Here is a 13,171-nt window from a genome sequence, read left to right as displayed (position 1 = left end):
GGCCAAAGGGAGCAGACTGTAAATCTGCCGGCACTGCCTTCGATGGTTCGAATCCGTCCCCCTCCACCATATTCTTTCTTATGTTTTTCCTTTAAACATGAGAAGAACTTGAAAGCTAGGTTGGGAAACTAACTTTTAAGTATAAAACACCCTGGAGGGGTTCCCGAGTGGCCAAAGGGAGCAGACTGTAAATCTGCCGGCACTGCCTTCGATGGTTCGAATCCGTCCCCCTCCACCATATTGAAGAAGCCAGCTCATTGAGCTGGCTTTTTTCGTTTCAGGATCTTGATAGCATAGTCCTACTACAACGAACCTTTCACTCCTAACCGAAACTCTTCTCGATTGAATACCTATCACGGTAAATAAGTGATCAGAAATAGCGTAGGGAAAATGCTTGAGAACAAGGCGCAATTTTTTGATAAGTAGTTATTCTACAATCAAAAATTGCAACGCAGTTATCGAGTATTTTAACAAGCTAGAATGACCAGTTATTTACTACGATTGGTATAACCTATACTCAATCTCACTAAAGCAACCAACCCCATGTGAAACTCCACAAACAAAAGGCTGAGGAGCAGATCTTTACCCTACAAACAATGTACTAGCTATTTTGATTTTGTTAGTTCGTATGACCTTAATATGAATGTTCAATATAAATAGGAAAACACTTGAGGACTTACTAGAAAAAGTGGGCTCGCAAAATTACCAAACGGACTCAATTAGTGATGTTTGTATAAAAACACGTACAAGAAATATAAATGATAGATACAAAAAATCCCGCAGGGGATGCGGGATTTTTACTAGTGACTAAATTGGTTTAAAGGTGACTAGCCTTGAATACCAACGATTAACCATGGCGCATTAGGCGCAGTCAAGTCACGCTCTAGGTGCCAGATATCTTCGATTTCTTCTTCAACACCTTCTACTGTGTCACGGTAACGACCGCTAAACTGCAGACTAAGCTGTGCTTTATTTGCATCGTAATCAGCACGGACGATCTCCGCATCAACGTACATTACGTCAGTATGCTGCTCACCGTCGAGCTTCGCGCGCTCTGCTTTTAGGTCTTCAAACAAGCTTGGAGAAACATATTCTTCAATAGTTTCTAGCTGGTTGTGATTCCACGCACCTTGCAGGATTCGATAGTGTTCACGAGAACCATTAATGAACGCTGCTTGGTCAAAACCCGGTGGGTAGTTATGTGGTACGTCTGTTTGAGCGCCAAAACCACCAAAGCCACCATTATTTGTGTTTGGTTGTTGCTCAAAGTTTTGCATGTTTGGTTGCTCAAACTTAGATGCGTTGCCACCAAATGCAGGCTGTTGACGATGCTGGTTCATACTGCCCTGCTTCGCACCTAGCATACCGCGCATTAGTTTAAAGATGACAAAGGCAATCAAACCAATAATTAGGATATCCATAAACTGGATACCTTCAAAAGCACCGCCAAAGAATGCAGCAAGTAGACCACCAGCAAGAAGTCCGCCTAGCAGACCACCCATAAGGCCTTTCTTACTTGAAGACTTTGTCGTCTGATCTTTGCCGACCGTATTGGTGTTTTGTTGCTGTTGTTTCGGTGCTGGTGCAGTTTTGTAGCTCTTACCGAAAGACTTACTGCCACCAAACTTCTTCGCTTCCGCGATAGGCGTTACAGCAACAGTAAACATCAATAAAGCAACAATAGAAAATAAACGTTTCATCGTTATCCTTAAAGTTAGCTATCTAAGATAGTGCCCCATTTTCAAGACGAAACAATCGTTGTTTCAAACAGTAGCACGCCAAAGATGATTTTTAAGTCATCATACTCTGTATACCGATTGATGAAAATAGCTTATAGAAGCTGACATGTATCAGAATATTGCCAAAAATGCAGACTGCTCACACTGCTTGCAATTCAGCTAAATGCGCTTGATCAATGTAAAAAAAGTATGGAATAAGTTCACTAATACTCCAGATTGTTTTACTTGAATTAGAATCAGTGACACAGCTCAGAATCCTACACCTTGAGGGCACTTGGACACATTGCCTTGTTGACGGTTAATAGGTAGCTGACTATCATATTGAACGATGTTCAATAAAGTAGTTTGAGAGTATGGCGCGCAGAAACGATCACACCCGAGAAGAGTTAGTGAATTTGACGTTAACAACGGTCAAAAACTTTTTAGATGAGAATTCTTACCACGAACTCAGTCTTCGTAAAATCGCTAACATGATTGGTTACGTGCCAAGCACATTGGTAAATGTTTTTGGTAATTATAATTTGTTGTTGCTTCATGTTGTCGCTCAAACTTTAGATGAGTTATCTCAAGAAGCACGCAAAGCGACTAATGACAGCAAAGACTCCCATCAAGCGCTTTTTGAACTCGCTTATTGCTACCACGATTTTGCTCAAAAACACCCATACCGTTGGCAGTTAGTGTTCGAACACAACATGAATGGAGCAGAACTTCCGGAATGGCATGCCAAACGTATCGATGGTATGACGGGAATGCTAGAGTCACTATTGGCTCAAATCGCACCACATCGTACTGAATCCGAAGTGATTCAAGCGAGTCGAGTCCTTTGGTCTGGCGTACATGGCATTACTTTACTCAGTGTTGATGATAAGTTTTTCTCTAGTGAACCGATTGATGGCAAAGAATTGATCAGTAATCTTCTTTCTAACTACCTCACGAACTGGTAACAAAGGATTATCCATGTCATCCGACAGACAGCCGTCCTTACTTACGCAGAGAAAGTTCCTGCCCTATTTCATTACTCAGTTTTTTGGCGCTTTCAACGACAATATTTTTAAAAACGTTTTGCTGTTGTTTGTCGCATTCGCTGGCTCCAGTGCACTACCTATTTCGAGCAATTTGTTCATCAACCTTGCGGCAGGCTTGTTCATTCTACCGTTCTTTCTGTTCTCTGCTTCCGCTGGCGTATTAGCCGACAAATATGAAAAGTCATGGTTTATTCGTAAGGTCAAACTATTTGAAATAGCCATCATGCTGTTAGGTGCCATCGGATTCATAACCGAAAGTTATGGTGTGCTTTTATTGCTACTGTTTTTAATGGGCACACAGTCAGCATTTTTTGGCCCAGTTAAATATGCCCTTTTGCCTCAAAAGTTAAATGCTAAAGAGTTAGTGCCCGGCAACGCTCTTGTTGAAGCTGGTACCTTTATCGCCATCCTTATTGGCACCTTAGGCGCTGGGATTATAGCCTCTGCAGACAACGCAAAATACCTCGCCGCATTTTGTGTCGTGATCTTCGCATTGTTAGGCTACTTGTCGAGCCGCTCAATCCCCTTTGCTGCAGCCAGCGCGCCCAATCTCTCTTTTCGTTGGCAACCATACAAGCAAACCAAACACACGCTCTCTATCGCCAAATCCGATCGAGTTGTTTTTCAATGCATAATGGCAATAAGCTGGTTTTGGTTTTTAGGCGCCGCATATCTAACACAATTCCCGAATTTCACTAAGATTTACCTAAATGGCACCGAGAGTGCGGTGTCTTTCTTGCTCGCTCTATTTTCCATTGGTATCGCGCTAGGGTCGCTACTTTGCAATTGGATCTCAAACCATCGTATCGAAGTCGGTATTGTGCCAATTGGTGCCTTTGGCATTACGGTATTTGGGTACCTAATGGCCACTTCCATTCCCAATGATCTACCTACTTTCCATAACTTTGTAGACTTCTTTAGATATGAGCCTTTTTGGCCATTATTTTTCTACCTATTGATGATTGGCGCTTCGGGCGGTTTGTTTATCGTGCCTCTTTACGCATTAATGCAGCATCGAGCAAAGGAAACCGAACGTGCTCAAGTCATCGCAGGGCTCAACATTTTTAACTCTCTGTTTATGGTCGGCAGCGCTGTCTTAGGTATTGTGTGCCTAAGTGTAATCAAGATGACAATTCCTCAGCTGTTTGCATTGTTAGCCATTTTAAATTTCTTAGTCGCCGCTTACATCTTTTTGCAAATTCCTATTTTTGTAGTTCGCTTTGTCATGTGGATGCTTACGCACACCATCTATCGAGTTAAGCATAAGAATCTACACAACCTACCCGAGCATGGTGGGGCATTGATTGTATGTAATCATGTAAGCTACATGGATGCATTGCTACTTAGTGCCGTATGCCCAAGGTTGATTCGTTTTGTGATGGAGGAAGATTACGCCAACCTACCTCCATTAAGGCGCTTTTTACGTCGAACTGGGGTAATTCCAATTTCAGCGAGTAACAGAAGCTCTATCAGACGTGCATTTAACGATGTGGAAGCTGCGCTAAGCGAAGGTCATATCGTCTGTATTTTCCCTGAAGGAAGATTAACTTCAGATGGTGAAATGAATGAATTCATGCGCGGTATTGATATAATCCTACGTCGTAGTCCAGTACCTGTCATACCTGTTGCACTTAAAGGCTTATGGGGAAGCTATTTCAGCCGCGCAAAAGGTCGCGCATGCTGTGGCTTACCGACTCGATTTTGGTCAAAGCTAGAAATAGAGGCAGGACAACCGGTGCCACCAAACGAGGCAACGGCAAAAACAATGTTCGATAAAGTGCATCAACTTAGAGGCGACTGGCGATAAATACACTTGAACACATGTTTAGGATAACTGAACATGTGTTCAAATCATTAAGACAAACTGACCACACCCAGTGCGATATACTCTCCCTTTCATTCACAACAGCGAATAAAAACCTTGAATAGAAACTACCTCCTGTTTGGATTGGCGTTACTTTTTTGTCTAACCCCTCTTGCCTCCTCTCCCATTGCTCTAGTTATCGGTTTTCTACTCGCAAGTTTTGGTTTTGTGCCTTCCGAGCTGCCCATCGCTTCTTTTACTAAAAAGCTGCTGTCTTACTCGATTATTGGCTTAGGCTTTGGCATCAACTTTGAGCAAGCACTTGCAGTCACATCGGATGGTATCGGCCTGATCATCGCCACTATTACAGGCACACTGATCATGGGCACTCTCATTGCCAGGGTAATTAAATTGGAGCGAGTAACCGCTTACTTAATCTCATCAGGTACTGCAATTTGTGGTGGTAGCGCAATTGCTGCTGTGGCACCGGCGATTAAAGCGAAAGACGAGCAGATTGGATTAGCACTGGCAACAGTGTTTGTCCTGAACTCCATTGCACTCTTTGTGTTTCCTGTGATTGGACATGCTTTAGGGCTAGATCAACACACGTTTGGCACATGGGCTGCGATTGCCATTCATGACACATCTTCTGTTGTCGGGGCTGCCTCGGCCTATGGGGAAGAAGCACTAACGACGGCAACAACATTGAAACTCGCGCGCGCTTTATGGATCATTCCTGTTGCTTTGATCAGTGCCGTCATCTTTTCAAGAGGCCAAAAAGAGAATGGAAAGAAAAAACTAGCTATCCCTTATTTCATTTTTTGGTACTGTGCAGCTATCGCGTTTAGCGACTTCTTTCCTCAATTTGAAATGGTCTATCACGGCATTTTCATTGGAGCAAAGCAAGCGTTGGTTGTATGTCTGTTCTTGATAGGTTGCAGCATTTCAATTTCAAAACTAAAGTCAGCTGGAGCTAAGCCGCTGTTGTTTGGTGTGACTCTGTGGGTGCTAATTTCTACCACTTCTCTAAGTTGGTTACTGTTTTAGATATTGGTGGTCTGCTTATCGCGTTGAGGGGACGGTATTTCCCGTTTGCTATTTTTGTATATAACGACCAACGCAATAGCGATCAAAAATGCCGTTAGCTCTGCAAGAGAGCGGGCTAGCCCTTCACTACTTATCGCGATACCAATTTGTAGTGCTACTGCCGCAATTAAAACTAGCTTTGCCATCCTGAACCTTATGCATTTTCTCTCCACTAAGAAGCATAATTATGATTCAGAGTTATAAGGATACGAAATTCTCTTTATGACTAATACATAGCAAAATTGACTAATGCTGAAGTGATGACAACAGCCACTCTTTCACGGCCTTACGTGAAATTTTGATCCCACCTTCTAGTAGAGTTTCTGGCATTACATGGTATTCCACTGGCCATTTAAACTTCTCTAACTTTGATTGCAAGTGCTGGTCATACTCCGACTTGCTGCGCAATCCATTGGTCTGAATCACAGCTACTGGTCTATGACCAAACTCCGCGTCTTCGACTGGAACCACTATACTCTGCACTACACCATCAATTTGGTTCAAAGCGGCTTCAATCTCTTCACAATGGATATTCTCACCACCAGAGATAAACTGATTGTCGGCACGGCCGATTATCTTTAATTCATCACCTTGCCACTCGCCAAGATCTTTGCTGTCAAACCAGCCTTTCTCATCCAGAAATGGGGTAACATGTCCTTGATGGAAATACCCTGCCGCTAATGTCTTACCGCCAACAAAAATGCGTTGGTCAACTAATTTTATCTTACGGTGCTTCAATACATGTCCAGCATTACTGGTGCTGTCAATTCTCTTTGCGGTAACGGTAGAGGCCGCCTCCGTCATCCCATAACCTAACCACGTCTCAATGCCTTGCCCTGATGCTCGTAGTGCCAACTCATGATCAACGTGACTGCCGCCCAGTAGCACATGTGTCAATGACAAATGTGCATCATCATCCAATAACCGTTTGAGCTGAGTCGCAACCAAAGAAGCGTGTGATACGCCCTGAACATCATCAACAAGTTTCCCTGAACCGACTTTTAGTGTTGCTCCGACATATAGCCAACGATAGACAATCGCTAATCCAGAGACGTGATACAGCGGAAGCGATAACAGCCAAGCATCTTGCTGAGTGAAAATGAACTCCTGCAACAAGCCCTCTGCAGACGCAAGATGCTGTCGATGTGTATGAACCACAGCTTTAGGCTCCCCTGTAGAGCCAGAAGTAAATACTACTGAAGCGAGCCGGTCATGATGATAGCTATCTTCAGTCAACGAATCACTCTCTTGCTGTGATACTACAGGCGATGAAAGCAATGTTGCCTTGAGTTTTTGTATATCATGTTCAGAAAAGGTCGAAGCGCACTCCTGAGAAAACCAGATAAACCGAGTTTGATCAGGCCTGTAAAGTGTAGCAAGCTTACCCTGCAACTTATCTAGTGGTTGTTCCATGGTCAGCGCAGCGAGCGCACCTAACTGTTTGGAGGCAAGATAAAACAACAGTGTTTCTACTTGGTTCTTGCCAACCAAAGTCAGCACATCCCCCCGAGTTACACCCAAGTCATTCAAATAGTGAGTGTATTGGTCAATACGCTTCGAGAGTTGTTGCCAGTTTAATACTTCTGTTGATGTCTTGAGTGCAATAGAAAAAGGGCTCGTTTGAGCCCAATATTTCCATGGTGCCTTCGCAATATTGTCTACGCAGAATGCCACACAATCTCCTGGTCTTTTAGAGGAAGAACGGGAAGTTCACACTTAGGCCAGCCCTGCTCTAGCTGAGCTTTGAGTAAGCCAATCGTATCCAAACCTGGAACTTCATCAGGCAGCTGCCATTGGGCAAAGCGCGCTAATTGAGTTAAACCGAGACTGGATTCAATGCTCGAGCTAATCACTGCTTTCATCCCCAGTGACTTCGCTTTCTCTATCAGTGTAATACAAAAATCCACTGAACCAATGAGTGTGGGTTTGATGATGATCGTTTTCACACCAGTTAGATCTTCAAGACGGAAATCTTCACGACGAACCGCATCTTGCAATGTTTCATCCCAAGCGATAGCAATACCAGTATTAATCGCAAAAGAGAGACTATCGCCAGGAGAGCGGCACGGCTCTTCTAGAAACGTGATTCGTTGACGCAGAGACGGAGCAATGTACTTAGCGAACTGCTGCGCTTTTTCTGGTGTCCAAGCGCGATTGGCATCGAGTCGAAGCGTTAATTGAGGGATTGATTCAAGAAAAAGGTTCACAAGCATGCCATCGCGAATTGGCTCATAAAGTCCAACTTTCACCTTAGCGACTTTCTCACCTTCCATTTCGTTCAGCTTTGGAATGAGCTCATCTGGGTCGCCAGTGCATAGTGGCGCTGTTTGGTATTTACCTTGTTGTGGTAAGCCACCAGCTAATTCAAGCTGTGCCATCGATAAACCAAACGCAACCGACGGGTACATCTTGGCATAATCCACATCCAACTCTGCTACCCAACGCTCCGCCTGTTCTTGTAGCTGAACACCCGCATCTTCGGTGCTCTCTAAGCTAAAACCAGGAAGAGGAGCGACTTCTCCAAGCCCTGTTTTACCATCTTCGGAAAGCGCAACAACATAACCAACACGTTCGGTTAGCTTGTTGTCACGTAGGATGACACCACTATCCATGGGCAAGCTATAACGATAAATTTTCGCTTCACGCATAATTCAAGTCCTATGTAATGCCGTATATTTGAGCGTTCTGACGAGCAATCCCACCAGCCTCCCAGAGGGCGAGGCGCTCAGGAAAAAAGGAACAGAGGAGCTAACACGCTCCTCATTTAGACGGATTATGGGTTGCGAGGGAATTTATCGAAGTCTGGGCGACGCTTCTCGTTAAAGGCATTACGACCTTCTTGGCCTTCATCAGTCATGTAGAACATCATCGTTGCGTTACCCGCTAGCTCTTGCAGACCCGCTTGACCATCACAATCTGCGTTTAATGCAGCTTTCAGGCAGCGCAATGCCATTGGGCTGTGCTGTAGTACTTCACGACACCAACGAACGGTTTCTTTCTCTAGATCCGCTAGTGGTACAACTGTGTTTACTAGGCCCATGTCTACCGCTTCTTGAGCATTGTAGAAACGACATAGGAACCAAATTTCGCGAGCTTTCTTTTGGCCTACGATACGAGCCATGTAAGATGCACCCCAACCACCATCAAATGAACCCACTTTAGGGCCTGTTTGACCAAATTGAGCGTTGTCAGCTGCAATCGTTAGGTCACACATCATGTGCAGAACATGACCACCGCCCACAGCCCAACCTGCCACCGATGCGATCACTGGTTTTGGACAAGTACGAATATCACGTTGGAAGTCCAATACGTTTAGGTGGTGCGTACCTTGGTCGTCTTTGTAGCCGCCGTAGTCGCCGCGGATCTTCTGGTCACCGCCAGAACAGAATGCGTCTTCACCTAGACCTGTCAGAATGATCACGCCAACACCAGAGTCGTAACGCGCATCTGCAAACGCATCAATCATCTCTTTTACCGTTTGAGGACGAAACGCGTTACGCACTTGAGGACGCGCAATGGTGATTTTCGCGATACCATCTTCAGACTTATGGTAATGAATGTCCTCGTATTTCTCGCCGCAATCTTTCCATTGAACCGGAGCGTAAAGTTCTTCTTCAGAAATGCCTACTGTTTTAGCCATGGTGATTCCCATTGTTCTCGTTACTCTCACCAAAGTGAGACTGAATTATTTGCTTGGTATGTATCGCAAACTGTTTGGGCTGCTCTTGATGGACGTTATGACCAGCGCCTTCAACTTGTCGATACGCCAACCCGCTACGTTGTGCCAGTTGGCTAAATTTTTGGTCTTTCTCACCACACAAGTAATACACTGGTATGTTCTGCTTTTGCAGTGAGGGCAACAAATATGCCTGTTTGGCTAACGATGTCGCCATCAACATATTCGCCACCGCTGAGCCAAGATTATCACTTCGCTTCGCAATGAATGTTTGTCTTTGCTCATGGTTTAGTGAAGAAAACACCGCTTGTTGGTACCAATCGTTCAAAACACGTTCAAGTGGTTCAGTTTTGAAACGCATTGCCCAGCGAGCATCATTCTCTAATCTCACCTGTTTCTCTGACTCAGTTTGAAGCCCGAAGTTTCCCCCTTCAATAATCGCGCCTGCAATATTGAGCTCTGGAAAGCATTGATGGGCAATACCATGCATCGCAATGCGGCCGCCCATAGAGTATCCAATCAAAATAAGTGGTTGTTGTGAGGGAAATAATAAAGATAGTGTGGAACCAAGAAGTTTGCAGCAATCATTTAAATCGCAGCAAAAAATAGATTGGCTGCGTCCGTGACCAGGAAGGTCAACCGTAACACGTTCATATTCGGGTAATGCATTTAAACACGCGAGCCAATCGGCACCGCTACCGAGTAAGCCATGCAAAAACACCAAAGTGGGCAACGTTCTACTTTGGTGTTTTTCTAATACAGGGAAACGTTCAAAGTAAAGCATTCAGACTCTTATTAAATGCCTTGAGTGTCTCAGCAGCTTGATTAGGTGGGGTTTGAACCTCGACCAGCAACGTGCCTTGGCGGTGACATAAATGCTCTTTTACAGATGATTGGAATTGCTCCAGTGTAGAAACATGCAAATACGCCAAACCAAACTGCTTTGCCGCGTGTTCAAACTGATAACCATGAGGCATTTGATAATATGTCGTCCTGCGCTCTGGTGGTACTGGCAACATATCAAAAATCGCACCGCCGTCATTATTAGTAACAACAAGTACCGCCGGCAGTTTATTGTGAGAAAATAGCGCCAGAGAATTGAGATCATAAAGTGCTGCTGTGTCACCGATATACATCAGTAACGGATTACCTCTTGCCCGTTGCACGCCTGATGCCGTAGCAAACAAACCGTCAATCCCTGACGCGCCTCGATTAGTGAAAACCTCTACACCATCAAATTTTCCGTACATATCAACAAGCCGAACAAACAAGCTATTACCCAAGAAAACATCTACGTTCTTTGTGCGCTCGTTGATGTCTGCTGCCAACGCAATTTCGTCAATGGCAGACGCTGAATCAGATAGGAAGGCTTCTTCGATACGTTGATGAACTCGCTTAACGTCATTCGCTAACCTATCAGCCCACCCAGCAAATATTGACTTCTCAAAACTAATGCGAGAAACCCACGTTTGAGGAGGCTCAATCCAGTGCATTTGCGCCAGATGATTTTGGTTATTCCGGTCCATACAAGGTGAGACATACCAATACTGAACGTCTTTATCTTGTTGACTCTGCGAAACTTGTTTATCAATCCAATGATTCAAACGTTTGGAGATGATTCGGCTACCAAACTGGATAATAAGTTCACAAGACTCAAGCTCGTTTACGAACTCGGGACGTTGAAGCCATACATCGTAATGCGCCCAATCCGAACTCAAACCACTTTGCGGGTCTGCAAGTACCGGCCATCCCATTTTTTGTGCAAACGCCTGCGCCGAACGCGCTTGTTCAAGCGGTAAGCTGCCAATCACAACCAACCCTTTTTTGTCTGAGCAAGACGGGATGTTCGCCTGTGACAAATGGCTAAAACGCTGAGTATAAGTGCCGCTTCCTTTTCGCCATCCGGCGACCGAATCTAAGTAGGTTTGATAATCCGCTTTTGCGCCGTTGGAATACAAAGGCTCTGGAAATGCACAATTAATGTGAACAGCACTACCCTGCAATTTCTGAGTAAACATCACTTCGTCAACAGAGGTCAGCAACCAGTTAAGCGACGTTGCTAAATTTGGGCTTGGTAAATTCAAACTGGCCGAAACATGATGTGAAAAAATACCCAATTGATTTATCGCTTGGTTTGCACCACAGCCGACAAGTTCTACTGGACGATCTGCTGTCAGCAGCACCAGTTTTTCACCAGTAAGTTTGGCTTCGGCAACCGACGGTAATAGGTTCGCCACTGCCGTACCAGAGGTAACGATAATTGCCACTGGCTCCTGAGTAGCTTTCGCTAAACCAAGAGCCATAAAGCCCAGTCCACGCTCATCAAAATGAGTATGAATGGAAAAGTCGGACTGTTCTGCCGCTTCTAAAGTTAAAGGAGTAGAACGAGATCCGGGAGCGATACAAACATGCTTAACGCCAAATCGCTGAAGCTCAATCAATATGGTTTCTGACCAAACTCGATTGAGCACCGCTTGGTCATGACTCATGATGCGACTCCCAATGGCGGATGATCAGAAATCAGCGTAAGTAACGTCGACATTTTCTTATCAAGTTCTGCCCACTCATGTTCTGCTACAGAACCAGGCACAATCCCTGCGCCCGCAAACAGTTGTACTTGATCACCGAGCACAAGCGCGCTTCTGATTGCGACACAAAACTCTGCTCGTTCATGGCTTATATAACCCATTGACCCCGCGTACCAGCCGCGTGCAAAGGGCTCATTATCAAGAATAAACTGCATGGACTCTTGTCGGGGTAAGCCAGCAACCGCCGCTGTTGGCTGAAGCGCCGATAACAACTGAACACCATTTATCCCCGCTCTTAGACTAGCGTGAATATTTCGCTTAAGGTGCTGCACTTTTCGTAGTCTGACCAAACTCGGTTCAGCTTCCACTTCAACCATTTCAGAATGCGGTAATAGACGATCAATGATGTCGTCCACCACATACTGGTTTTCGTTGAGGTTCTTTTGGTCTTGGGATAACCAATTCGCCAACTCCATATCTTGAGTGGCATTGTCTCCCCGACCAATCGTACCTGCTAACGCTTCGGTATGTAGCTCATGCCCTACGCGAGAATACAAACGTTCTGGCGTAGACCCCATAAAACTGTGCTTACTGTCTAAGCTCAGCATGAAATGGAAGCTATGATGGTTATTTAAGTAACTTGCTTTAAGTAGCTGTGCAGCACTTAATGTGTTATCAAGCTGCACGGTAGAGCGACGCGCTAAAACCACTTTCTTAAAATCATCATTCTCTATACCAGTCAGAACCTTATGAACTAACTCATTCCATTGAGGCTGACTTGGCGTATGAACAATAGAGCGGATGTGAGACGAAATTGGAGCTAAGGTTGCGACCTCACAAACCAGTTTATTCAACCCAGCTAGAGTTCGCGCTTTGTCTTCTGAAATATTAACTGCGAGAGACCACTGTTGGTCAAAACGAATTAACTCAATTTGAGGCAAAAAGAAAAAAGAAGGCATACAGCGGCGATTCTTCTCATGCTGCCCATCAAAAGAGCGCCCGCCCCAGACTCTTTGCCCTTCACCTAGAATGGTATAAGCAGGACCTGGCTCAACAAAAGCGTGCAATTGCCCTAGTGCAACGACCTCTTCACGTGTATCGCGGGACTGCCAATAAAACTTAGGGAAAAGTGGTTGTGCATCAAGCCAATCAATAAATGAGAAATTGGGTTTCTCGCTAAGGGGCTCGACCAGACGTGTTTGATTGCCTTCCGATTGCTGAACTCGCTCGATAATTCTCTTTACGGCTTGATGGAACTGTGACAAATCAACCTCGTTGTATGTGAGGATAAATGGTAACTGACGGCTACTCTA

The 13,171-nt window shown here is 44.8% G+C and carries 11 protein-coding genes and 1 tRNA gene; 4 read left to right on the top strand and 8 right to left on the bottom strand.

Translation table 11 applies throughout. From position 1 onward, the window contains the following. The first annotated feature begins 153 nt into the window (after nucleotides 1-153). Nucleotides 154-238: transfer RNA gene (locus R8O10_RS15450), tRNA-Tyr, on the top strand. Nucleotides 239-827: 589 nt separating this feature from the next. On the opposite strand, the gene R8O10_RS15445 is transcribed toward R8O10_RS15450, so the two are convergent. Then, nucleotides 828-1,700: a Tim44 domain-containing protein gene (locus tag R8O10_RS15445; RefSeq protein ID WP_005384268.1), complete on the bottom strand. Its 873-nt coding sequence runs from the start codon at nucleotides 1,698-1,700 to the stop codon at nucleotides 828-830. A gap of 392 nt (nucleotides 1,701-2,092) precedes the next feature. Between R8O10_RS15445 and R8O10_RS15440 the strand changes: the two genes are divergently transcribed. From R8O10_RS15440 to R8O10_RS15430, 3 genes are all read left to right on the top strand, one after another. Beyond that, nucleotides 2,093-2,683: a TetR/AcrR family transcriptional regulator gene (locus R8O10_RS15440; protein WP_005382308.1), complete on the top strand. Its 591-nt coding sequence runs from the start codon at nucleotides 2,093-2,095 to the stop codon at nucleotides 2,681-2,683. A 13-nt stretch (nucleotides 2,684-2,696) separates the two neighbouring features. Next, nucleotides 2,697-4,571, top strand: coding sequence for an MFS transporter (locus tag R8O10_RS15435; protein WP_005384269.1), 1,875 nt, complete (start codon nucleotides 2,697-2,699; stop codon nucleotides 4,569-4,571). 114 nt (nucleotides 4,572-4,685) lie between these two features. Next, on the top strand, nucleotides 4,686-5,615 hold the full coding sequence (locus R8O10_RS15430; protein ID WP_005384270.1) for a YeiH family protein: 930 nt from the start codon (nucleotides 4,686-4,688) through the stop codon (nucleotides 5,613-5,615). Here R8O10_RS15430 and R8O10_RS15425 read toward each other — a convergent pair. The 7 genes from R8O10_RS15425 to R8O10_RS15395 all read right to left on the bottom strand — a co-directional run bounded on the left by R8O10_RS15425 (nucleotide 5,612) and on the right by R8O10_RS15395 (nucleotide 13,123). Next, nucleotides 5,612-5,800 carry a hypothetical protein gene (locus R8O10_RS15425; RefSeq protein WP_017634658.1) on the bottom strand — a complete coding sequence of 63 codons (189 nt, stop codon included), beginning with the start codon at nucleotides 5,798-5,800 and terminating at the stop codon, nucleotides 5,612-5,614. The genes R8O10_RS15430 and R8O10_RS15425 overlap by 4 nt on opposite strands. Before the next feature lie 100 nt (nucleotides 5,801-5,900). Next, nucleotides 5,901-7,328, bottom strand: a complete 1,428-nt coding sequence (gene menE / locus R8O10_RS15420) for an o-succinylbenzoate--CoA ligase (protein ID WP_225455710.1) — start codon at nucleotides 7,326-7,328, stop codon at nucleotides 5,901-5,903. Further along, complete coding sequence (menC, locus tag R8O10_RS15415) at nucleotides 7,313-8,302, bottom strand: o-succinylbenzoate synthase (protein WP_064367948.1); 990 nt, start codon at nucleotides 8,300-8,302, stop codon at nucleotides 7,313-7,315. Before menC ends, menE begins: the two co-directional genes overlap by 16 nt. A gap of 125 nt (nucleotides 8,303-8,427) precedes the next feature. Then, the gene (gene menB / locus R8O10_RS15410; protein ID WP_318191539.1) at nucleotides 8,428-9,294 is read right to left on the bottom strand and encodes a 1,4-dihydroxy-2-naphthoyl-CoA synthase; all 867 of its coding nucleotides are present in this window, start codon (nucleotides 9,292-9,294) and stop codon (nucleotides 8,428-8,430) included. After that, nucleotides 9,287-10,114 (bottom strand): 2-succinyl-6-hydroxy-2,4-cyclohexadiene-1-carboxylate synthase, encoded by an 828-nt coding sequence (gene menH / locus R8O10_RS15405; RefSeq protein ID WP_042524030.1) that lies wholly within the window; start codon nucleotides 10,112-10,114, stop codon nucleotides 9,287-9,289. Before menH ends, menB begins: the two co-directional genes overlap by 8 nt. After that, the gene (gene menD / locus R8O10_RS15400; protein WP_213891947.1) at nucleotides 10,101-11,819 is read right to left on the bottom strand and encodes a 2-succinyl-5-enolpyruvyl-6-hydroxy-3-cyclohexene-1-carboxylic-acid synthase; all 1,719 of its coding nucleotides are present in this window, start codon (nucleotides 11,817-11,819) and stop codon (nucleotides 10,101-10,103) included. The genes menH and menD overlap by 14 nt, the downstream gene beginning before the upstream one ends. Then, a complete protein-coding gene (locus R8O10_RS15395) occupies nucleotides 11,816-13,123 on the bottom strand; it encodes an isochorismate synthase MenF (RefSeq protein WP_042524025.1) in 1,308 nt (435 codons plus the stop codon). The genes menD and R8O10_RS15395 overlap by 4 nt, the downstream gene beginning before the upstream one ends. Between the last annotated feature and the right edge of the window lie 48 nt (nucleotides 13,124-13,171).

Source organism: Vibrio sp. 1727, from assembly GCF_033344415.1.
Classification (GTDB): Bacteria; Pseudomonadota; Gammaproteobacteria; order Enterobacterales; family Vibrionaceae; genus Vibrio; species Vibrio alginolyticus.
Note: the sequence above shows the minus strand (reverse complement) of the source record. Positions and strands in the feature narration are given on the sequence as shown.